This is a genomic window from Serratia sp. JSRIV004, assembly GCF_019968705.1.
GTDB classification, from domain to species: domain Bacteria; phylum Pseudomonadota; class Gammaproteobacteria; order Enterobacterales; family Enterobacteriaceae; genus Chania; species Chania fonticola_B.
Genome location: NZ_CP074140.1, coordinates 2,081,538 through 2,102,900, shown reverse-complemented (window position 1 = coordinate 2,102,900; position 21,363 = coordinate 2,081,538). Strand labels below are relative to the sequence as shown.

The 21,363-nt window shown below is 53.3% G+C and carries 19 protein-coding genes; 9 read left to right on the top strand and 10 right to left on the bottom strand.

The annotated features are described in order from the left end of the window. Positions 1-6: 6 nt before the first annotated feature. From KGP21_RS10110 to ygbI, 7 genes are all read right to left on the bottom strand, one after another. Positions 7-666, bottom strand: coding sequence for a fimbria/pilus periplasmic chaperone (locus tag KGP21_RS10110; RefSeq protein ID WP_021805105.1), 660 nt, complete (start codon positions 664-666; stop codon positions 7-9). A 9-nt stretch (positions 667-675) separates the two neighbouring features. Further along, a complete protein-coding gene (locus KGP21_RS10105) occupies positions 676-2,319 on the bottom strand; it encodes a hypothetical protein (RefSeq protein ID WP_223538040.1) in 1,644 nt (547 codons plus the stop codon). Then, positions 2,309-4,792, bottom strand: a complete 2,484-nt coding sequence (locus KGP21_RS10100) for a fimbrial biogenesis outer membrane usher protein (RefSeq protein ID WP_223538515.1) — start codon at positions 4,790-4,792, stop codon at positions 2,309-2,311. The genes KGP21_RS10105 and KGP21_RS10100 overlap by 11 nt, the downstream gene beginning before the upstream one ends. Positions 4,793-4,907: 115 nt before the next feature. Further along, positions 4,908-5,576, bottom strand: a complete 669-nt coding sequence (locus KGP21_RS10095) for a hypothetical protein (protein ID WP_021805108.1) — start codon at positions 5,574-5,576, stop codon at positions 4,908-4,910. A gap of 77 nt (positions 5,577-5,653) precedes the next feature. Then, positions 5,654-6,244: a common pilus major fimbrillin subunit EcpA gene (locus tag KGP21_RS10090; protein WP_021805109.1), complete on the bottom strand. Its 591-nt coding sequence runs from the start codon at positions 6,242-6,244 to the stop codon at positions 5,654-5,656. A gap of 943 nt (positions 6,245-7,187) precedes the next feature. Continuing rightward, a complete protein-coding gene (locus KGP21_RS10085) occupies positions 7,188-7,976 on the bottom strand; it encodes a winged helix-turn-helix domain-containing protein (RefSeq protein ID WP_037375075.1) in 789 nt (262 codons plus the stop codon). A 728-nt stretch (positions 7,977-8,704) separates the two neighbouring features. Beyond that, entirely contained in the window at positions 8,705-9,469 is a 765-nt protein-coding gene (gene ygbI, locus KGP21_RS10080) for a DNA-binding transcriptional repressor YgbI (protein ID WP_021805110.1), read from the bottom strand. 260 nt (positions 9,470-9,729) lie between these two features. On the opposite strand from ygbI, the gene ltnD reads away from it, so the two are divergent. From ltnD to KGP21_RS10050, 6 genes are all read left to right on the top strand, one after another. Further along, complete coding sequence (gene ltnD / locus KGP21_RS10075) at positions 9,730-10,644, top strand: L-threonate dehydrogenase (RefSeq protein ID WP_021805111.1); 915 nt, start codon at positions 9,730-9,732, stop codon at positions 10,642-10,644. Next, on the top strand, positions 10,644-11,906 hold the full coding sequence (gene otnK / locus KGP21_RS10070) for a 3-oxo-tetronate kinase (RefSeq protein WP_305801881.1): 1,263 nt from the start codon (positions 10,644-10,646) through the stop codon (positions 11,904-11,906). Before ltnD ends, otnK begins: the two co-directional genes overlap by 1 nt. A 2-nt stretch (positions 11,907-11,908) precedes the next feature. Next, positions 11,909-12,541 carry a 3-oxo-tetronate 4-phosphate decarboxylase gene (gene otnC, locus KGP21_RS10065; RefSeq protein ID WP_037375203.1) on the top strand — a complete coding sequence of 211 codons (633 nt, stop codon included), beginning with the start codon at positions 11,909-11,911 and terminating at the stop codon, positions 12,539-12,541. A gap of 3 nt (positions 12,542-12,544) precedes the next feature. Beyond that, a complete protein-coding gene (locus KGP21_RS10060) occupies positions 12,545-13,321 on the top strand; it encodes an HPr family phosphocarrier protein (protein WP_223538038.1) in 777 nt (258 codons plus the stop codon). Positions 13,322-13,432: 111 nt separating this feature from the next. After that, positions 13,433-14,803 (top strand): GntP family transporter, encoded by a 1,371-nt coding sequence (locus KGP21_RS10055; protein ID WP_059200275.1) that lies wholly within the window; start codon positions 13,433-13,435, stop codon positions 14,801-14,803. 99 nt (positions 14,804-14,902) lie between these two features. Continuing rightward, the gene (locus KGP21_RS10050; RefSeq protein WP_021805116.1) at positions 14,903-15,433 is read left to right on the top strand and encodes a GNAT family N-acetyltransferase; all 531 of its coding nucleotides are present in this window, start codon (positions 14,903-14,905) and stop codon (positions 15,431-15,433) included. Here KGP21_RS10050 and KGP21_RS10045 read toward each other — a convergent pair. Then, positions 15,416-16,291: a LysR family transcriptional regulator gene (locus tag KGP21_RS10045; protein ID WP_179248137.1), complete on the bottom strand. Its 876-nt coding sequence runs from the start codon at positions 16,289-16,291 to the stop codon at positions 15,416-15,418. The genes KGP21_RS10050 and KGP21_RS10045 overlap by 18 nt on opposite strands. A 94-nt stretch (positions 16,292-16,385) precedes the next feature. Between KGP21_RS10045 and KGP21_RS10040 the strand changes: the two genes are divergently transcribed. Further along, complete coding sequence (locus tag KGP21_RS10040; protein ID WP_021180523.1) at positions 16,386-17,387, top strand: nitrilase family protein; 1,002 nt, start codon at positions 16,386-16,388, stop codon at positions 17,385-17,387. 118 nt (positions 17,388-17,505) lie between these two features. Here KGP21_RS10040 and ompX read toward each other — a convergent pair whose 3' ends face one another. Then, positions 17,506-18,024, bottom strand: a complete 519-nt coding sequence (gene ompX, locus KGP21_RS10035) for an outer membrane protein OmpX (RefSeq protein WP_021180522.1) — start codon at positions 18,022-18,024, stop codon at positions 17,506-17,508. A 393-nt stretch (positions 18,025-18,417) separates the two neighbouring features. Between ompX and rhtA the strand changes: the two genes are divergently transcribed. Beyond that, positions 18,418-19,305, top strand: coding sequence for a threonine/homoserine exporter RhtA (gene rhtA, locus KGP21_RS10030; protein ID WP_223538036.1), 888 nt, complete (start codon positions 18,418-18,420; stop codon positions 19,303-19,305). Between the two features lie 133 nt (positions 19,306-19,438). After that, on the top strand, positions 19,439-19,906 hold the full coding sequence (nanQ, locus tag KGP21_RS10025) for an N-acetylneuraminate anomerase (RefSeq protein ID WP_021805120.1): 468 nt from the start codon (positions 19,439-19,441) through the stop codon (positions 19,904-19,906). A 44-nt stretch (positions 19,907-19,950) separates the two neighbouring features. Here nanQ and KGP21_RS10020 read toward each other — a convergent pair whose 3' ends face one another. Continuing rightward, positions 19,951-21,156: an aldose 1-epimerase family protein gene (locus KGP21_RS10020; protein ID WP_021805121.1), complete on the bottom strand. Its 1,206-nt coding sequence runs from the start codon at positions 21,154-21,156 to the stop codon at positions 19,951-19,953. Positions 21,157-21,363 lie beyond the last annotated feature (207 nt).

Below are 21,363 nucleotides of genomic sequence, written 5' to 3'. Positions count from 1 at the left end.
GGCTAATTAAATACAACTTTTATCCACGTTGATAAACTTATCGTTATAAATAATAAATTTCTGACCTTGCAGTTTGATACCCGGATGCGACAGCGTATCCCCTGGGCGTAAATACTCGGTGATCCCCTCTTCATCAGTGCTATCACAACCGGGTTTCAGCAGAAACTTAAAAAAGGTATTACCGGTGTTTTTGAGCGTACCGCGCTGCTTGTCAAGCTGGTAGTCAAACAGGGTGACACGCGGTCTGACCACCAGAATGGTATCCATTACCACGATCGGCTCCAGATTGGCACCGGCCTTGTTGCTCTGCCCGGTGGTCAGCAGGTTAGTCGGTACCTCGCGAAATGAGACACGATAATAACGCTCTTTATTATCCTTCGGCCCATGGTAGTAGAACTTGTAATATTCCCCCTGCCCTGCCCGCAGCGTCAGTTGCTTGGGGGCAAACAGCAATTCACCCTCTGCCGGTCGGGTTCGCACCTCTTGCTCCCCTGGCCGATCGATGGCACGAATGGAAACCTGATAAAACCGGGCGCTGGCGTTATTGTTCAACACCCGTTTGGCGACAAAGGACTGATCCTGATCCATCGCAAACGTCATGGTGCCCACGTTGATCGCCCCGGCGGTAAAGGGCAGGAAGATTAGCCATAGCAGCAGAGTTTTCACATCATCCCCTTAATTGATATTGCGCCAGGTTGCCTCAACGTGGATTTCACCGGCGGCATGCACATCACCATACCAGGCGTTACCTTCCACCGTTTTCAGCGAGATCGGTGCGTTCATCGGGATCCTGAACTTGACCTTGGTCTTGTTCATCACCCCCACGTCACCGGAAATATCGTTCCATGGTGTGCTGCTCCACAGGGCGTTGGTCATATCGTGCCACTGGCTGTCACAACCGGCATCAAACACCTGCTCCGTCCCCGTGCTGGTAGTAATACTAAGCTGGGCCGGGAATGGAACCTTCGTGGCATTGTCCGGCGAGGAGAAAATACAGTAGTTGATCCCTCCCAGTGACTGCGTTGGGCCGGTCGCCATCACCCTGACCTGATCGGCATTGGTCTTGGCGCTGGTAGTCACAATATAGCCAAATTCCAACGGTGGCTCTGAGGGGCCAACATAGCCTTCCCGGTGCGGGCTGTTATCGAAATCCTCGGAAATAATGCTGATACTGAAATCACGAGGCTTGATGATCAGTTGGTTAGAAGTCGAGAACTCATACCAACCCGATTCCGGCGAGGTGGTGTTCTGGAAACGGAAGTTAATCAGATCGTGCGTACCGCCGTCGGTGATCCCCAGCTTGACCATCTGTTTGAAGAAGTTACTGGCAAAAAACACGTAAACGGCATTGCTGCTCTTCAACTCGTTAAACGTATAGTAGCTGCCGGTACCCGAGGTATTTTTCCAACTGTTGCCATTCAAACTGAATTGCAGATCGGCCGCATTAACCGCCGATGACAGTGCGGCATGGTTGATCGACGGAAAAATATGGATCGAGGTGTTGCTGACGCTGCCATCCGTTTGCAGGTCGTAGCTGACCATCTTGCACATGATACCGCTGCGGGCACCGACGGTTTGGTTGCGGCAGTCCGCATTACCTTCACCGATGATCGGTATCCCATCGCTGTTGACGAACACTTCCGATACCGCATTGGTATTGATGAAGCGCAGGTGTGCTGCTTTGCTATGGGTGACGTTACGTCGATACCAGGTGCCACGGGCCTGATCCTGGCAACGTTCGCCGTTGCTGGCATTGTAGACAACGTTGGTCTGACAACCGTTGATCTGCATGCTGAACGAAGTGCCCGCTCCCATCTGTTTCAGGTACTGATAAAAACTCGGTGACATCATGCCGTGCATCCATTTTGCCCCACCAGAGGTGACGACCGCACCGTAAAACCCTTTCTCATCGGTGGTTTCTGGCAAGATCAGGCTGGTATCCATGTCACAGCCGGCATACCAGTTGATGCAGCGCAGGCCAAGGAACGGGTTTTTAATTGGCGCATTTTCCAGCCACATATCAAAGCGGTTGTTAGCCGTCAGCCCATAATTATAGCCATTATCGACGTAACCCAGGCTCTGCTGGTAAACGGTGCCGGAACCCCCATATTTCAGGCCGGTCCATTTATTGGCACCGGTCAGCCGCGGATCGAGTCCCCCTGCCGGGGTCACAAAGAAGTTATCGTCCGCATTGTTCTCAACAAAGACAAACTTCATCGTGGCGGCATCTCCCAGATTGGTCGGGTTCACCGCCTGCGCCGGGGCGATGCTCAGCAGGCCGCCGATCAACAGCGCCAAACGTATGCTATTAGCCTTCATTGTTCATATCTCCTGGTTGGCCCACTTTGGCGTAGGACTTCAAGCCGCGGCAAACCACGTCGCCTACCCAGACCGCCCCCTGTGCCTTGCTCAGATCCAGTGCCACTTCACAGCTTTGATTGTGACGGTAGGTAAAATCGATTACCGGGAATTTCTTATCCACATCCATCACGAACTCCCCTTTTTCATCCGTACGGGTACGCCCGATATGGTTGTTGATATTGGCGTTGGCCAGCAGCGTGCCATCCTCGGCCTTGATACGGCCAAATACCGTGACCATCTGTTTGATTTGCGGTTCGATGACCGCCACGTTGCCCGGGTACAGCGTCAGGCTGTTCTTACGATTGGTGACGATATCGAAGCTTTCCGCCGAGTTTTTGTTGTTCATCAACTCCACCACATACTGACCATAAGGGGACAGGGGCAGATAGTTCTTGTCGCCGGTCAGCTTGACGACGCGGCCATCCACGCGCGCGGTCAGCATGCCTTCATTTTCCAGGCCGGTATTGATAATGATCCCTGAGTTACCTTCATTGCGTCCACTTGCCGCGATATGACGCCCCTGCCAACCGACGCTGCCGTTAGCGGTCAGGCTGGTATTCACGTAGCCGTCTGCGGAGCTGCTAACGTTGACGGTGCCGGTAGAATACTTGGTGTCAAAACGGGCGTAGGCACCGCCGTTAAAGCTGTTATCACCGTTGGTGTCCCCGGAGATGGCGCGCGACAGATTGGCCCCCACGGTACGGATCGGCCCATCGGCAATCTCTTTACGCGCCGCAATATTGGCCGTGGTGTAGCCGTTCTGGTTAGAAACCCCGGCGCTGAACCAGTTGCCCAGTGGCAAGGAGAAATCGAGCGCAATGTACTTACCGGTATTGCCGCCGGAATGGCCATTATTGTATCGCTGTACCCCGGCACGTATGCCCAGCGTGCCGTAACGGCCGGTGAACAGATTCTGGTAGTAATCTACGTTGTAGTAATGGCTGCTATTTTTCTTGTCGTCGTTATAACTGACGCTGAGCGTGCCGAGGTGAGGCACCATCGCCCCCAAGTTCAGCGAGCCGCCGATCGCCCGGTTATGGGCATCGTTTTGGCGCAGTTTATCGCCGATCACCGTTTTTTCTTCGTTGGCCCACAGCGTACTGAAACCGCCGGGCAGCGTGGCGCTCACGGTGTTGATCAGCGTCCAGGATCGGTCCGTGGCTACCATGCTCTGCGTGCTAACCTGCACCGCATCGATGATCGGTATGCTTAAACGGCCTTCCGCCACCGAAGTGCTGTCCAGAGAATAGCCGGACAGCGCCCAGTTAAAGCGAGACAGGTTGCCAGAGGCTGAAGCCCCCAGCAGGTAGCTATCTTTAGCCTCAGCGAAGCGATCGTTGTCGCCATGCCACTCATCCATACGCACCATACCGCCCCAATACTGCCAGAACATCGGCGCACCCGCGGCGTGCAGCGGACTATAGAGTTTGTTAACCCGCTGCATACGGCGGCTGATCACCTGACCATTGACGATCACCTCAACCTGCACATCGTAAATACCGAAAGGCAGCGTGCCGGTATCCACTTCGTGGTTACCCATGGAGAAATTCTGTACGCTGAGCAGGCGGCCATCACGCGACAGGTGAACCTCCCCCGCCGAGGGGAAGAAAGCGACAATCGGCGTTAATGACTGGGTATTATCAAACACCGTCGAATTGGCACGGCTGCCATAGGACATGCCGTAGATTTTGCTCGAATTGATGGTGGTCACTGGGCCCAGCGATTGCAGGTTCCAACTGTCGAGCATGCCTGCGGCAAAGCGTCGGCCAGCGAAGTCACGCTCATACATCACCTTATACAGCGTCGAATCCTGGTTGCTGCTGCCAATCCCATAGACAGAACCGTTCACTTCCACATGATGCTCACGCAGAGAGGTGACGTTATTCAGCGATAAATAACTGGAGGTAAAACCTTCACTGGCTTTGGTGCGATTGTCGTAAATACCCAGGTTATAGGCTAGCGTGCTGCTTATCTCATCAACACTCGACGCACCAATATCGCTGGCGCGCTCACGCAATACCGTCCCCAGGGCCGATTGCTTCACCACCAATTGCAGGTTCAACTGGCGGAAATCCAACGCCAGCCAAGCATCATCCGACAGCGTGATGCGTTGCTTATCGTCAAAGTTGGCATCATTGAGCGCATTGAGCTGCTTGGTGATCGCGGCGGTCAACTGTGCGCCACCCTCGTTATCTTCCAGGGTGATTTCGCTGATTTTCAGATGGTTATCATCAAGTACCAGCAATGCGCGCCCAATGCGTTGATCGTCTTTCAGGGTGCTGTTTTGTTCAAAATGCAGCAATAACGGGATGCTCATCCCCTCGCGCAATGCCATGCTGAAAGTCTGGGGGATCAACACGCCATCAATTTGGGTTAACCCGGCGGCAAGAGCCGACTGCCCAGGGATCATCACGGCCGGGATAACGCTCATCCCCACCGCTACTGATATCTTGAGTAATGCACTATCCAGTGCTAGTTTCACGTCTAACTCCTTGAACTATTATGCATCCCTTTACTGCAACATCCCGTGGCAGCCCAACTCAGTGTTATTTGACTTGAATAAATTGCTCTCCATACCAAAGCGCAACGTGGCTTTTCTTATCATTGATATCCACTTTGGACAGGCCACGATCTTTACCTGGCATGACAAAATAGTTTTCCTTGCAGTTGCTGCCTTCTTTCTTATTCTTGCAGGGGCCGTAGGCCACCATTTTGAAGGTGGCATTGCCGGTATTGGCGATTTTGTTATTGGCAAACTGATGATTAAAATTAACCTGACGTGGCGTAACCACTAAAATGGTGCCAATACGCGCCGAGGTGGTGGCCACGCCATTGCGTTTGGCGGTATTCTGCCCCGCATCGGTTAATGCCTGATCAAACCAGACAATCCGGTAATAGCGTTCTTGATTATCTTCTGGCCCCTTATAATAAAAACGGATCACGTCCCTGGCGTTGGCTGGCATCATCAGGCTGGCGGGTGACAACAGCATTTCGTCTTTCGTCGCCATCGGGATCACGGTGCCCGATTCCGTCGGGTCGGAAATCCTTTCTATTTTTATATTCACCAGGCGGCCGCTATCCGTCGTATTTTTAATTTCTTTACTTAGCGTCGCGCTATTACTGGGCATAAAGGAACTGATCGCACCGACATCCAGCGCCAAAGCGCTGTGGCACAGAGACAGCAACAGGGGAATAGAAAAATAGAAACGATTCATAGCGGTATTCCAAACTCTTTAGCTGACAAAAACAGGGGGTTTCCCCCCTGTTAGGACGCATTACTCTGGGGCAAAGATTATGCGGTAGTCCAGGTAGCGTTGAACTCTACGCTCACGTCACCACTCCAGATACCTTCAGGCAGGGTGCTGAAATCCGTCACCGCAGTTGTGCCATCAGCAGTTGCGCCGATAATGGTGAAAGTGAACTGGTCTTGCGCGCTGGTACGAACGGCTTTGTCGTAAGCTGCAGACAGTGCGCTCAGGTTACCACCCAGAACACCGGCCTTAACGTCGATCATGGTAGTTTGAGCGGTTTTGCCTACGTTAGCGCCGTTGTAGTCAACGCCGACTTCCAGGGTAGAACCCGAGGTGTCAAGCTGAGTCAGAGTATTGGATACCAACTTGGAGGTCAGTTTAAAATCGGTGGCGGTTCCTTCGCCCTCGATAGTCACGTCGAACAGACCTTTCTGGCTGTTGAAGCCTTTGATGCCTTCAGCATATTGGAAAGACAGGCTGCCGATTGGCGTCACAACCAACTTGCTGGTGGTATCTTTCTTGGCAGTGGCTGACCAGGTAGCCAAGGCTTGTGCGGTAACGTCTGCTGCCTGAGCGGTGCCCACTACTGCGAATGCTGAAACGATTGCCAGAGCAAGTGTGATCTTTTTCATGGTAAAACTCCCTAAGTTATAGATTTCTATTGTCCGTTAAATGTACCGATCTTTGTCATCTCCACTCACTCCGGTATTGCCAGTTGCTAGCGGGATAACGCCAAGTATTGATATGCAACGTGAGTATGCCTCTCGTCCTACTTGGCGAGAAAAATCTTAACCCAAATAAATCTTAAGATAATCATTAACTAGTAAATGTGAAATGTTTAGATTTAAATCCTGCATTTAATCTTTTTAACATTCAATTAAGGATGGAAATCCCACCCACGCTAGGCGAGTAGCAGAATTATCCTAGATTAATTCGATCAAACATTAATCACGTTATAACTACCGTTATTCGGCGTCCATTCTGGTGAAAAATCAGCCTGTACAGTTATTGCCTGTCAGTTAAGGCAACCCATTTCCCCTCACCCCAACCCTCTCCCAAAGGGCGAGGGAGCTAGTACGGTGCCGTGTTCAGGTACAAAGGTGAGCGGCGACAAGGTTGATGCAGAGGCGGAGTGCCGTAATAAAATGGTGGCACGTTCGGTCCCTGCTTCTTTTGGACGAAGGAGCCGGTACGGTGCCGCGTTCAAGGTGCAGAGGTGAGCGGAAAGAGGGTTATTGCAGAGACGGTGTGCCGTAATAAAATGGTGGCACGTTCGGTCCCCCTCTCCTTTTGTACGAGGGTGGCGGTACTACAGGTGCAGAAGTGAGCAGAGAGAGGGTTGAGACAGTGTGCCGTAATAAAGTTGTGGCACGTTCGGTCCCCTCTCCTTTTGGGAGAGGGCTAGGGTGAGGGGCATTACTGTTTCGGGATAGTGAGCCAGCGGAATAATAAGGGGGATAAATCACTGTAACGATCGTACTTGAGGGGAGATAACGTTAGTAAAGTGGTTAAATCTCAGGCCACGATGTTCTGGCTGTCGGTCGTTCACCCCGCCAGCCAATCAGCATCATTCAATTACAGGGAGGATTCGCTTTCCAGACCAGAGCAAAGTTCAATCTTATGCTCTCGCAAAATCTTGCAGCGGAGAAAAAATAGCCGTGAGATGCCAGAAATATACGACTTCACCTGATTTCCACGTATCAGCAACAGGTATTCATCCGGCTGGCATTGGATTTTTTGCCTTGCCACCTGCGCCAGCACATCATCGCTGAATGCCGGATCTGCCCTAACCGTGGAGTACGACATAAATACCGCGCAGTTACCCGATTTACCCAGATAGCTCTCTTGCCGGATACTTGGATTGAAAATATAGAACGCTATGCCTGCCAACACCACACACACGAAGCCCAGCATCCCCCAACCATAGCGCAAGGAAGCACGGGAGAACACCTTGCCTACCACCACGGGTATGGTTTTAGCGACTGATACCGGCGGTTCGGCACCAAGGATCGGCGTATCCTTATCATCTTCACAAGACACAATCTGGATTTCGCTGTGCAGCATAAAACCCACCTTGGGAACCGTGACGATCACCTCCTCATCAATTCCCAGCGCCTTGATCACTCTACGTAACTTGCTCACGCACTGGTTAAGATTATTGTTACTGGAAATCATCCCATAATCATCCCACACCTTTTTGAAGATCACTTCACGGCTCACAGCATCGCCCTGGTGGACAATAAGTAACTGCAGCAAGCGCTTGGATGGGTTGGAGATGGTGACAGTATCGTCAAACAGATCGCTCAAACTCAGCGTTCCGCTATCGACATCGAAGATAATACGGTCATTAAGCTTATATTTCATTATATTCACGACTTTCACTATAAAAACAGACAGCCCAGGCATTAATCGTTAATAAAATCATTTAATTAAAATTAAAAAAAAGCCTTCGTGAACGTTTTTATCGCTAGTAAATAGACCGCGGGTAATTGTCATTAACTGTGGCATTTTTCCTTCTCCCTGGAATAAGAATTTTCTCATGACCAAAACAAAGATTATCGAAACACGCTGATTATTGATATATTGATTCGTTAAATTTCATAAGGATAGATTTTTATGTTGCCATAAATTTATTTTTAGCGAAAAAATTCACCAAAACACCTTGCAGAGCCTGTTTTAATGTAAAAATATCGCAGATTTAACCATCACTAAGATCTTACAGGACTGGGAAAGTCGATGTTTTCGGCTAGCGTTGATAACCTTTATCATTTAAATCAATGGTTTTAACCTGTCACTCTGCCAGATAACCGCCTTGGCATGACACTGACTTTACATAGCGATATAACCTGGTATTAACCATACTCATTAGGGTGTATATCAGCACCGCATTAAGGTGAATCCATAAAAATAACTCATTAACTTTTTATAGGTAAATATTATGTAGTAGCGGGCTGACGGTGCCACCGGCTGGCACCTGGACGTGATGGAATTATTGCGGCTCAATGCCTGGATTATCTGCTGTGGAGTCTGTAGCCACGATCTTGGGGCAGCGATAACCACCCCGGTGTTTATCAGATTGGCGGGATTGAAAGTCACTGCATCGCAGTAAGCAACGTAATATTTGCCTGCGTAATCGCCTCACGCGCCGCTTCCGGCAGGTGATCGTCAGTGATGATCACCTCAAAGACCGAAATCGGCAGCGCCAGATAGGTGGCCACTTTGCCATATTTGGACGTATCACTTAGCAAAATGCGACGGCGGCTGGCCTCAACGATGGCGTTTTTCACCACCACCTTATCCTCGTTCGGGGTAGACAAACCACGCATACTCCATGAAGAAGCAGAGATAAACGCCAGATCGATAAACAGATTACGTAAAGCCTGAGCCGCAGCGGCCCCCACGCAGGAACGGTTTTCCCGGCATACCGTACCGCCGGTGTGGATCAGCTTGCACTGGCTATGTTCCAGCAGATAGGCGGCAATAACAAAATCGTTGGTCACCACGGTGATATCGTCACGATCGCCGAGCTGACGAGCCAGGGCCAACGTGGTGGTGCCTGCATCCAGGTAGATGCAGCTGTTGGCCGGGATCTGCCGCGCGGCCAGTTGCCCAATGGCAGCTTTCTGCTGGCTGAACATCCCTTCCTTATCCTGATGCGAAGGCTCAATCGCCACTCGTTCGGCCGACTGCACACCGCCAGAAACGGGCAGTACGCTGCCCTGCTCTTCCAGTTTTTGCAGATCGCGCCGGATGGTCATGTGTGAGACCCCGAGCCTTTCGGTCAGTTCAGCTATGCTGACTGCGCCGCGCTCGGACACCAGCGCCAAAATTTGTTGGTGGCGTTCAACAGGTATCACGGTTCCCCCTCTGTGACTACGATGATAATAATTGTGATTTTACGTCAATTTTCGTGCGACGGTAGTAAAGCTTTTCAGGCTGTGAAGTCAGTCATAAACATAAAAAACATTTAAAAGCATTATGTTAGCAAGCGTAACCGTTTTTTCGACCGTCTGTTGCATTGTTAATAATTGTGAAGGTGATCACCGATATCCGCGTCAATAACGCTTACATTTAACACATCAAAACAAATAATCACTAAAATTAACAGAGGTGCATCATGGCACAACCAGGAAACTACGCAGTTTGTATCGTCGGTTTAGGTTCAATGGGCATGGGCGCGGCAACGTCCTGCATCAATGCCGGGCTGACTACCTATGGCGTCGATCTCAACCCTCAGGCACTGGCGGCGCTAAAGCAAGCCGGTGCCAAACAGGCCGCCACCAGCGCAGCAGACTTTGCAAACGAACTGGATGCGGTGCTGCTGTTGGTGGTTAATGCCAACCAGGTAAAACAGATCCTGTTCGGGGATAACGGCCTGGCGGCACAGTTGAAACCCAATACGCCGGTGATGGTGTCATCCACCATTGCTGCTGCGGATGCCAAGGAGATCGAACAGAAACTGTTGGCGTATAACCTGCCGATGCTGGATGCCCCGGTTTCCGGCGGTGCAGCCAAGGCCGCGGCTGGCCAAATGACCGTGATGGCCTCGGGCAGTGAGAGCACCTTTGCCCAGTTGCAACCGGTGCTGGATGCCGTCGCCGGGAAAGTGTACCGCATTGGCGACGAGATCGGCCTGGGGGCAACGGTCAAGATCATCCATCAATTGTTGGCAGGCGTACACATTGCCGCCGGTGCTGAGGCGATGGCGCTGGCCGCACGCGCCGGTATCCCGCTGGACGTGATGTACGATGTGGTCACCAACGCCGCGGGTAACTCCTGGATGTTTGAGAACCGTATGCGCCACGTGGTCGATGGCGACTACTCACCAAAATCTGCGGTAGATATCTTCGTCAAGGATCTTGGGCTGGTGGCCGATACCGCCAAAGCGCTGCACTTCCCGCTGCCATTGGCCTCCACGGCGTTCAACATGTTCACCTCCGCCAGCAACGCAGGTTTCGGCAAGGAAGATGACAGCGCGGTGATCAAGATCTTCGCCGGGATCGAACTGCCAAAGAATAAGGAGAACTCATAATGTTACTCGGAGTGATTGCAGACGACTTTACCGGTGCCACCGATATCGCCAGCTTCCTGGTGGAAAACGGTTTACCTACGGTCCAGCTCAATGGCGTACCGCAGGATGATACCCCTGTCGACTCGCAGGCGGTGGTGATCAGCCTGAAATCGCGCTCCTGCCCGGTCGACCAGGCGGTCGAGCAGTCGTTGCAGGCTTTAGCCTGGCTACAGCGCCAGGGTTGCCGCCAGTTCTACTTTAAATACTGTTCTACCTTCGATAGCACAGCCCAGGGCAATATCGGGCCGGTTACTGACGCCTTGCTCGATGCGCTTGGCGAACAGCAAACGGTGATTTCCCCTGCGCTACCGGTAAATGGCCGCACGGTCTATCAAGGCTATCTGTTCGTGATGGACCAGTTGCTGTCGGAGTCCGGTATGCGCAACCATCCGGTGACGCCAATGACCGACAGTAATCTGATGCGGCTGATGGAGGCTCAGGCCAGCGGGCGTTGCGGGCTGGTCAACGCGGCAGAGATGGATCGTGGCGCCGGTGCAGTGCAGGAAAAACTGCAACAACTGGCACAGCTTGGCGTGCGCTACGTGGTATTGGATACCCTGAACGAACAGCATCTGCTGACACAGGGCGAAGCGCTGAAAACCATGAAGTTGGTCACCGGAGGTTCAGGGCTGGCGATCGGCATTGCCCGCCAATGGGCGCAGCCGGGCCAGGAAAAAGCCCAATCTGCCGGAGCACCACAGGGGAAGAAAGCCGTGGTCCTTTCCGGCTCCTGCTCCACCATGACCAACAAGCAGGTAGCACGCTACCGCCAACAGGCTCCGGCACAGAGTGTTGATGTTTCGCGCTGTATCACCGCAGGCGATCGCAGCGCCTACGCAGCCGAGCTAAGTTCCTGGGTAGAACAGCAGGCCGCAAAGCCACTGGCCCCATTGCTGTATGCCACCGCCGAACCGGAGCAACTTCAACGAACCCAGCAGCAATACGGCACCGAAGCCGCCAGCCAGGCGGTAGAAGCCCTGTTTGCCGATGTGGTTAAACGCCTGCAACAACAGGGTTTCAGCCGCTTTATCGTCGCCGGTGGTGAAACCTCTGGCGTGGTCACCCAGGCATTGGGGATCCGCGGCTTCCATATCGGCCCTTGTATTTCTCCAGGCGTGCCTTGGGTACGCGCAATCGAACAACCGGTATCACTGGCCCTGAAATCGGGCAACTTCGGCGATGAAAACTTTTTCGCCAGAGCACAAACGGAGTTTTCAGTATGACGATGACCGCTGACACTGAACGGCTGGCAAGGGAAGAGATGGTGCGCCTGGGGGCTTCGTTCTTCCAGCGCGGCTACGCTACCGGTTCAGCAGGCAACCTTTCGCTGTTGTTGCCAGACGGTACCCTGCTGGCCACCCCAACAGGCTCCTGCCTGGGGGAGTTGCAGGCAGACAAGCTGTCGAAAGTCAGCCTGAGTGGTGAATGGATTTCTGGCGACAAGCCCTCGAAAGAGATCAGCTTTCACCGCGCGCTGTACCAGAACAACCCGGCGTGCAAGGCGGTAGTGCACCTGCATTGCACCTATCTGACCGCGCTTTCCTGTCTGCAAGGGCTGGATACTGCAAACGCCATCAAGCCGTTCACCCCTTATGTGGTGATGCGCGTCGGCCAGGTGCCGGTGGTGCCTTACTACCGCCCCGGCGATCTGCGGCTGGCGGAAGATCTGGGCAAGCTGGCCCCAAGCTACAAGGCTTTCCTGTTGGCGAACCACGGCCCCGTGGTCACCGGTGAGAGCCTGCGGGAAGCCGCGAACAATACCGAAGAAATGGAAGATGCGGCCAAGCTGATTTTCACCCTCGGCAACCGCCCAATTCGCTATTTAACCGATGATGAAATTGCCGAGTTACGGAGCTGAACCATGCCAAAATTTGCTGCCAATTTATCAATGATGTTTACCGAGCACTCGTTTCTGGATCGTTTTGATGCCGCTGCGGCGGCCGGATTTAAAGCGGTAGAGTTCCTGTTCCCTTATGATTACCCTGCCGATCTACTGGCGGATAAACTGCAACAAAATGGTCTACAGCAGGTGTTGTTCAATACCGCGCCGGGCGATGTGGGCGCAGGCGAATGGGGGCTGGCGGCATTGCCAGGCCGCGAGCAGGATGCCCGTGCGGATATCGATCGCGCTCTGGAATATGCCATCGCCCTCAAGTGCCCTAGCGTTCACGTGATGGCTGGCGTAGTGCCGCCAGGGGAAGATATTGCCCGCTATCGGGAAACCTTTATCAGCAATATCCGTTACGCCGCCGACGCCTTTGCCCCTCACGGCATCAAGGTGTTGATCGAAGCGCTCAGCCCACCGATCAAGCCCAACTACCTGTTCTCCAGCCAGCATCAGGCGGCAGAGCTGGTGGCCGCCATCGATCGCCCGAACGTATTTATTCAGTTCGACTTCTTCCACGCGCAGCTGGTGGACGGCAATATCGGCAATCTGATTGCAACGCTTGCCGGGCGCTATGCCCATATCCAGATCGCCTCGGTGCCAGACCGTAATGAACCCGATGACGGTGAGCTGAATTATCCTTGGCTATTCGCCCAGTTGGATAAGGTGGGCTACCAAGGCTGGATCGGTTGTGAATATAAACCTCGTGGAGAAACGACGGCGGGTCTGGGTTGGGTGAAACCTTACCTGTAATCAAGCACTCGTAGCGCCAACACCAGTTTCAATAACATAAAAAATAAACGCACCCGTATCGCCCCAAGGCGATCGCGGTGCCGGACTCTTACCTGAATTAAAGGCTATGCTATGTCTCCAACTATGCTACTGATCATTGCCGTACTGGGTGTCGTACTGCTGCTATTGATGGTCATCAAGGCGAAGGTTCAGCCGTTTGTCGCCCTGCTGGTCGTTAGTCTACTGGTCGCGCTTGCCAGCGGGATCCCAACCGGTGAAGTCATGAAAGTGATGACCGCCGGGATGGGCGGTGTACTCGGCTCGGTGACCATTATCATCGGCCTGGGTGCCATGCTGGGTAGAATGATCGAACATTCGGGCGGCGCAGAATCCCTGGCGCAGCGTTTCAGCAAAGCGCTGGGGCCAAAGCGCACCATTGCCGCGCTAACCAGTGCCGCATTCGTCCTGGGCATTCCGGTGTTTTTCGACGTCGGCTTTATCATCCTGGCCCCGATCATCTATGGCTTTGCCAAAGTGGCTAAAGTCTCACCGTTGAAGTTTGGCTTGCCAATGGCCGGTGTGATGCTGACGGTCCACGTTGCTCTGCCACCACATCCAGGCCCGGTCGCGGCGGCGGGGCTGTTGAATGCCGATATCGGTTGGCTGACCATTATCGGCCTGGTCATCTGTATCCCGGTGGGCGTTATCGGTTACTTCGCGGCAAAATATCTCAACCGTAAAGCCTACCCCCTCTCCATTGAGGTGTTGGAACAGTTGCAACTGGCAGCCCCTGAGCCAGCACCAGAGGGCAAAGCCCCACTCAGCGATCGGATCAATCCGCCGAGCGCCGGGTTGATTACCGCGCTGATCGTGATCCCTATCGCCATCATTATGCTGGGTACCGTTTCTGCCACCATGCTGCCACCAGGTTCAGCGCTGCGTGATGCCTTGTCATTAATCGGCTCACCGGGCGTAGCGTTAATGATCGCCCTGGTGTTGGCGTTCTATCTGCTGGCTATCCGTCGCGGCTGGAGCCTGCAACACACCAGCGATGTGATGGGCGGCGCGTTACCGACAGCGGCAGTAGTCATTATGGTTACCGGTGCGGGCGGAGTGTTTGGCAAGGTGCTAGTCGAGTCTGGCGTGGGTAAAGCGCTGGCAGATGTGCTGACCACCATTGGCCTGCCGTTAATCCCGGCTGCGTTTATCATCTCGCTGGCACTGCGTGCCTCGCAGGGGTCGGCTACCGTCGCCATTCTGACGACCGGCGGGTTGCTGTCCGAAGCGGTTATCGGGCTTAACCCGATGCAGCTAGTGTTGGTCACGCTCGCCACCTGCTTTGGCGGTCTGGGGTTATCCCACGTTAACGACTCCGGCTTCTGGATTGTCACCAAATACCTTGGCCTGTCAGTGGCCGATGGCCTGAAAACCTGGACGGTATTAACCACCCTGCTCGGTTTAAGTGGCTTCGTCTTTACCTGGCTGCTGTGGCTGGTAGTGTAACTTCCCGGTATTGCTAGAGCCGAAGCAGTTCGGCTACAGTGGTGAGTATCTTGAGGCGTTGCTCCGGCAGCGCCTTTTCTCTTGTTCAGGAAGCGAGCCATGACCATTCACACCGTTGCCCCCACCTTGATCACCGAACGTCTGATCCTGGATGCCCACCGGCTGGAAGATTTTGACGATTTGGCCGCCATGTGGGCCGATCCTGCGGTGGTGCGCTATATCGGCAGTACGCCACGCGACAAGGAGGACAGCTGGGGCCGCCTGTTACGCTATATCGGTCACTGGAAATTGCTGGGTTACGGCTACTGGGCGGTGCGGGAGAAAAACAGCGGCAGGTATATTGGCGGCATTGGCTTCGCCGATTTTCACCGAGATATTCAACCCGCACTCGATGTCCCCGAAATGGGCTGGACGCTGATCACGGCTGCACACGGTAAAGGCTATGCTACCGAAGCCTTGAACGCCGCGCTGGTCTGGGCCAAAGAGAATTTCTCACAGGACAAAGTCGTTTGTATCATCTCGCCGGATAACCGCCCTTCGCTTGGCCTGGCGAAAAAAGTCGGCTTTGTGGCAAGCCACCGCAGCGAATACCACCAACTGCCAACGGTGGTGTTATACCGACCGCTCTGAGTCCAAGATATCCTGGATAAAATTATCCCGTAGCGCATCAGGCCGCTGCGGGTTCCACGCCAGCCCAACCTGCCACTGCGTCTGCTCGCCGCTCAACGGCAGAATGTCGACCCCAGCCGGGGCAATAAACGCAATGCTATGTGGCAACAGCGCCACGCCTATCCCCGCCGCCACCAGCGCCAGCAAGGTTTGGATGTCCTCTGCCTGCTGCACCACGTTTGCCCGCAGCCCCTGAGCGGCAATAAAACGCAGCGCTTGCTCACTCAACCCTCGGCCACGCGAAGGTTCCAACTGCAACAGAGGCAAACGGTGGAAATCCGCCAACAGGTTCTCCTCCTGCAACGCCATCGTTCGCGGTGCGGCCAGCACCAGCCGATCGTTCAGCAAAGGCAGTGCCTGCAGAGGAGCAACAACGGGCAAACGCACAAAGCCAGCCTGTAGATCGCCACTTAGCAACAATTGGTATTGCCGTTCCGAAGGAAGATCCTCCAGGCCCACCACCACCGTCGGAAAGCGCTGGCGAAAAGCTGCCACCCGTTGCGGGGCCAGATGAAAACTGGAAAGCCCAAAGCCTAAGGCCAGACGCCCGGTTTCCCCCTTCACTACCTGCAACGCATAAAGATGAAACTGCTGGTAATGGGTCAATAATTCCCGCGCTCTGGGGAGGAGAGCTGTACCGTTGGCAGTCAGTTGTGCACCTTGCCGGCCCCGTTCAAACAGGCGGGTGCCCAACTGCAGTTCGATGGCTTGAATTTGCTTGCTCAACGCGGGCTGGGTGATGCACAGCCGCTCAGCAGCCAGGTGATAGCGCCCCAGTTCGGCCAAGGCAACAAAGGCACGTAGTTGACGATTATCCATTCCATTAGGTTATCAAAAGAGGATTTTAATTGATTATACAGTAATCGATACGGCTGCTGTAATTAACGGACAAAAAACCCCACAGGAGCTTGCTATGACCACGACCCTTCGTGCTGCGTCGGTACAATTTCAACACCGCGCCAACGACAAGAACTACAATCTCGGCGTTATGGAAGACTTTATCGCCCAGGCCGCCGCCGATAACGTGCAGGTCCTCGCTTTCCCGGAAATGTGCATTACCGGCTACTGGCACGTACGCCATCTGGCCGACAGCGAAATCACCGCTTTAGCTGAACCTATCGCCACCAGTCCTTCGTTGGCGCGCATCCGCCCACTGGCAGAACGGTACCAGATGGCCATCGGCGTTGGATTGATTGAGCAGGGTGAAGACGGCCAGCTGTACAACGCTTATGCGGTTTGCCTGCCGGATGGCCAAACCCATGTGCACCGCAAGCTCCATCCTTTTGAACACCCGCTAATCGCTAAAGGCGATAGTTATACCGTGTTTGACACCCCTTGGGGGGTACGCATGGGGATCCTGATCTGCTGGGACAACAACCTGGTGGAGAACGCCCGTGCCACCACGTTGCTGGGTGCCGATATTCTGTTCGCGCCTCACCAAACCGGGGGGACAAATTCACGCAGCCCGCACGGAATGAAGCCGATACCGCTGGCTCTATGGCAGCAACGTAAAGAAAATCCGACGGCTATCGAAGAGGCTTTTCGCGGCGAAACTGGCCGCGGTTGGCTACTGCGCTGGCTGCCTTCTCGCGCCCATGATAATGGCCTGTTTATTTTGTTCAGCAACGGCGTAGGGCGAGACGATGATGAAGTGCGTACCGGCAATGCGATGCTGCTGGACCCTTATGGCCGTATCCTGTCAGAGACCTGGGCGGCGCAGGACGCCATGGTCACCGCCGATCTGGATCTGAGCTTAATCCCCATGAGCAGCGGGCGGCGTTGGATCCACGGCCGTCGGCCAGAGCTCTATGGGCTGCTGACCGAGCCGCAGGGATATGAGCGCGATCCCCGTACGGCGCGTTTTTCATTGCAACCGACCACGGTATTGGGCAAGCCAAATAAATCGATGGATTAACACGTTTGTCTGCAGTTTCAATCTGTTACTGGCAAAAAAAATCCGCCCCTAAGAGGCGGATTTTCATTGAGCATGGCCAGCAAGGCCACGCGCTCATGCCCGAAAGCATGGGGAAATCTTAGAAGCGGTAACCTACGCCCACGTTCCAGGTGCCAACGTCAACGCTGCGGATACGGCTCTGCTCGTAACCCACGTCCAGAGCAACCTGTTGCATTGGGTTGAACTGCAGACCAGCACCGTAGGTGAAGCCGTAGTCGCTGGTGTTGTTGTTGTCAGTACCGTTTTGAGCGTTGGAAGTGAATTTACCATAGCCCACACCGATCACACCGTAGATGCTCGCCCAATCGTTGAAACGATAAGCCGGGCCGGCAGTGATGGAGTTGTATTGTGCTTTGTTGTAGAAGCCGTCTTCAGAACCGTTCTTTTCCAGATGGGTGAAAGAACCGATCACACCCAGTGGGCTGTTGTCGTACTCGTAACGGTACTTCAGGTTGAAACCGTCGGCCTTGTTGGCAACGCCTTGGAGATCGCCCTGGGCATAGCCAGCGGACACGGTGCTCTCACCAGCAAATGCGGTACCTGCTGTTACGGCCAATACACAAGCTGCTACTGCGGAAAGACATGCAATTTTTTTCATAACCACCTCAAACGCGTTTTATTATTAAAGTGCTTCAATTTCTCATACATTGAAAATATAGCAAAAATTAGCGTGAAACTCTGCCTTTAAATGAGTGTCTAAATCTTTGTATCGTGTAACAGAAGATTTCAAGAACACTATAGCATGCTAATTTCCCTACATTTTTCGCGAATTATACTCCTTTTTGTGACGCGAATCACCTATCCGAGTTCCAGAATACTCTTAAAAAAAGCGCACTTATTGCTTGCTTGAACCAAGTTGGCGCATATTTTTGACAGATTCAACTCGGCCCCCCGTTTTTCGCCAACACCTTGCTGCCAATTCCTTTACACTGTGCAACACCTGTACTCAATACCTTCCCAGACGTTGGGGAGCTCCATAAGGCCAGAAAGGATGTCTTCGTCTGTAACCACTAAAGCGTCTTCCACGCTGGTGCCCGTGTGTTTACTGATCATTGCAATGATCTCGATCCAGAGCGGGGCTTCATTAGCCAAAAGCCTGTTCCCGCTGGCGGGTGCCGAAGGCATCACCACCCTACGCCTGAGCATCGGTACGCTGATCCTGTTTATCATTTTCCGTCCGTGGCGCATGCGTTTCGCCGCCGGTAGCCGGTTGCCATTGCTGATCTATGGTCTGTCACTGGGGGCAATGAACTACCTGTTTTATCTTTCATTACGCACGGTGCCACTGGGCATTGCGGTGGCGCTGGAGTTTACCGGTCCGCTGGCGGTGGCAATGTTCTCTTCCCGCCGCCCGATCGATTTTATCTGGGTGGCGCTGGCGATTGCCGGATTGTGGTTTCTGCTGCCGCTTGGCCACGATATGGGCAGTATCGATCCCGTGGGGGCAGCCTGTGCGTTGGGTGCCGGTGCCTGCTGGGCGATATACATTATTTTCGGCCAGAAGGCCGGGGGAGATCACGGACCGGGCACCGTAGCCGTGGGGTCATTGATCGCCGCCATCGTATTCTGCCCGATCGGTGCCTGGCAAACCGGCAGTGCGCTGTTGAACGTGGATATTCTACCGGTAGCGTTGGCCGTCGCGGTGCTGTCTACCGCGTTGCCTTACTCGTTGGAAATTATCGCGTTACCCAAGATCCCCGCCCGTACCTTTGGCACCCTGATGAGTCTGGAACCGGCAATGGCCGCCCTTTCCGGCATGATCTTCCTCAACGAACACCTAAACCAAACGCAATGGTTGGCATTGGCCGCCATCATTACCGCCTCGATGGGGGCCACGCTAACCATCAAACCCAAGCCAAAAGTTGAAAGCCTCTCGTGAGCCCGCTGGCGCCTGGCAGCAAGCCTCCGGCGCCTCGCTCAAAAGGTTGTATGATTGCAAGCCAGTTAACTTTTTTCCTGAACAATAATAGACATACTCTCAGCAGGTCTTTTATTTATTAGGGAGAATCAGGATGATCTATGGCAGTTTGTACAACCCCCGCTTCGGGCGTGGTCTCTCACCCGCTTTAGCCAATATCCTCAATACCGTACGTCAGTATGATTTGCCTAACCTGCCGTTGGGCCGGCACGAGATCGATGGTGATCGGGTGTTTATGAACGTGATGGAGCTAATGACGGAGCCAGCAGAAAGCAAACGCGCCGAGCTTCACCAGGAGTATCTGGATATCCAGATCCTGATCGGCGGCGAAGAGCGGATCGATTTTGGCCTGCCAGACAGTTGGGAAAGCAACGATCCTTACGATGAAAGCAAAGATCTGCAATGGCTGGATATCAAACGCGGCGCGCAAACCCTGAATCTTACGCCGGGCATGTACGTGATCTTTTTCCCATTGGAGCCACACAAGCCCGGATGCCAGATAGCTGGATCAAAAAACATCAAGAAAGTGGTGGTGAAAGTCCACTACGAACTGCTGCTTTGACGCTAAAGAGCCGGTCGCTTGACCGGCCTCCCCCTCACCAGACGCTATTCCACCGCAATTGGAGTATCGACCAGTTTAACGGCACGGTCACCTTGCAGCGTTTTTATCCTGTTTTGGTACTCTTTTACTTGTTCAGCATTTTTCAGCAAAGTGTAAGTCAGCTCGAAATCGGTACTCTTTCCGGGCTGTAACTGTTTGATTCGCCCCTGCTCACGTTCGATTTTTATCGGGTACGCATAGCTGGTCCCTGGCTCGATCCCGGTAACATAGCCCTGACGTTCAGTATCCGTGTTTTTCCACAACGTCAAAACCGGTAACTGGCGGGTATCAAAACCCATTGCCACTCCCCGATCCCCTTTCTTGTTGTTCATCATCGCCAGGGTTTTTCCTTGCGGATCACTGTAAGGCACGATGTTGAACACCATCTCATCGAAGCCTTTGGTAGGCCCCTGGTAAGTATGCCAGTCTTTCAAACCGCCCTTGGCATAATCATTAAACGGAGAAATCTCCTTGATTGCCGCACTGAACACGGCTCCCTCTTCCAGCAGCGGCTTACCGAAGTTACTGTGATAAATAATCTGATAGTCACGCGGATAATCAGCATGATTGGTTAGACGATCGTGAACCGTAAACTGCTGCGTGCCGGGAACGTAACGCAGCTCAGTCCAGGTTTCCAGATTACTTTTCTTAAAGGTATTCTCTTTCAGCAGGCCGCGGATACGGATTTCATACGGCGCTTTTTCAGCAATATCCACCACCACCTTGGAAGCCGGAGTATTTCCTGCACGGCCATGTAACGTATACAGTGTGCCGTTCTCTACGCCCGGATGCCCGGTCCATTCGTAGCCGCAGCGCACCATCATTTCGTTAAAGCCGTCAAGCCAACCCAGCCCGTTGCGACTCTCCAGGTTGATATAAGCCGGATTGACCACTTCGGTCACCGGCGAATCCCACCCCAGCCTTACGCCGGAACCGTTGACATGCAGAATATCCATACCGCGCGTTGGGCTAAGAGTGATGGTCAACCCCTCACTCGTCAGGGTAAGGACTTTCGATCCCTCTTGCTTGCCACCGTGCAAGACTTGCTGTTGCAGGCTGAAACGTGGAGCGGGAATTTTCAGCTGTGAGCTGTCAATCCGCCAATTGCCAAGTTCAATACCGTTCTCACTGTCGGTCAATACGATAGTTTGAGCACCGGCATAGCCAGAAATCAAGGAGATAGCGAGCGAAAGTACAGTAAGCTTGTTCATTTATTGTTCCTTCCTGGTTAGCTGAATGGTTTTAGCAAAACCATCACAAACTAAGTTCTTAGCCCATTTTAAAATGCGATGAGGGTCACTTTTTCTACAATGAGCATGGAAAAAACAAAATTTGCGTGACTTATAGCGGGAAAAATTATGAATACTGAATCATATCTAACAAATTAATCAGATAAAGATCATGTTTATAGCTGAAGC

Coding starts and splice junctions, on each gene's coding strand:
- KGP21_RS10105 (WP_223538040.1), bottom strand. CDS start 2,319: ATGAAGGCTAATAGCATACGTTTGGCGCTGTTGATCGGCGGCCTGCTG.
- KGP21_RS10100 (WP_223538515.1), bottom strand. CDS start 4,792: ATGAGCGTTATCCCGGCCGTGATGATCCCTGGGCAGTCGGCTCTTGCC.
- KGP21_RS10095 (WP_021805108.1), bottom strand. CDS start 5,576: ATGAATCGTTTCTATTTTTCTATTCCCCTGTTGCTGTCTCTGTGCCAC.
- KGP21_RS10090 (WP_021805109.1), bottom strand. CDS start 6,244: ATGAAAAAGATCACACTTGCTCTGGCAATCGTTTCAGCATTCGCAGTA.
- KGP21_RS10085 (WP_037375075.1), bottom strand. CDS start 7,976: ATGAAATATAAGCTTAATGACCGTATTATCTTCGATGTCGATAGCGGA.
- ltnD (WP_021805111.1), top strand. CDS start 9,730: ATGGCACAACCAGGAAACTACGCAGTTTGTATCGTCGGTTTAGGTTCA.
- otnK (WP_305801881.1), top strand. CDS start 10,644: ATGTTACTCGGAGTGATTGCAGACGACTTTACCGGTGCCACCGATATC.
- otnC (WP_037375203.1), top strand. CDS start 11,909: ATGACCGCTGACACTGAACGGCTGGCAAGGGAAGAGATGGTGCGCCTG.
- KGP21_RS10060 (WP_223538038.1), top strand. CDS start 12,545: ATGCCAAAATTTGCTGCCAATTTATCAATGATGTTTACCGAGCACTCG.
- KGP21_RS10055 (WP_059200275.1), top strand. CDS start 13,433: ATGTCTCCAACTATGCTACTGATCATTGCCGTACTGGGTGTCGTACTG.
- KGP21_RS10050 (WP_021805116.1), top strand. CDS start 14,903: ATGACCATTCACACCGTTGCCCCCACCTTGATCACCGAACGTCTGATC.
- KGP21_RS10045 (WP_179248137.1), bottom strand. CDS start 16,291: ATGGATAATCGTCAACTACGTGCCTTTGTTGCCTTGGCCGAACTGGGG.
- KGP21_RS10040 (WP_021180523.1), top strand. CDS start 16,386: ATGACCACGACCCTTCGTGCTGCGTCGGTACAATTTCAACACCGCGCC.
- ompX (WP_021180522.1), bottom strand. CDS start 18,024: ATGAAAAAAATTGCATGTCTTTCCGCAGTAGCAGCTTGTGTATTGGCC.
- rhtA (WP_223538036.1), top strand. CDS start 18,418: ATGTCTTCGTCTGTAACCACTAAAGCGTCTTCCACGCTGGTGCCCGTG.
- nanQ (WP_021805120.1), top strand. CDS start 19,439: ATGATCTATGGCAGTTTGTACAACCCCCGCTTCGGGCGTGGTCTCTCA.
- KGP21_RS10020 (WP_021805121.1), bottom strand. CDS start 21,156: ATGAACAAGCTTACTGTACTTTCGCTCGCTATCTCCTTGATTTCTGGC.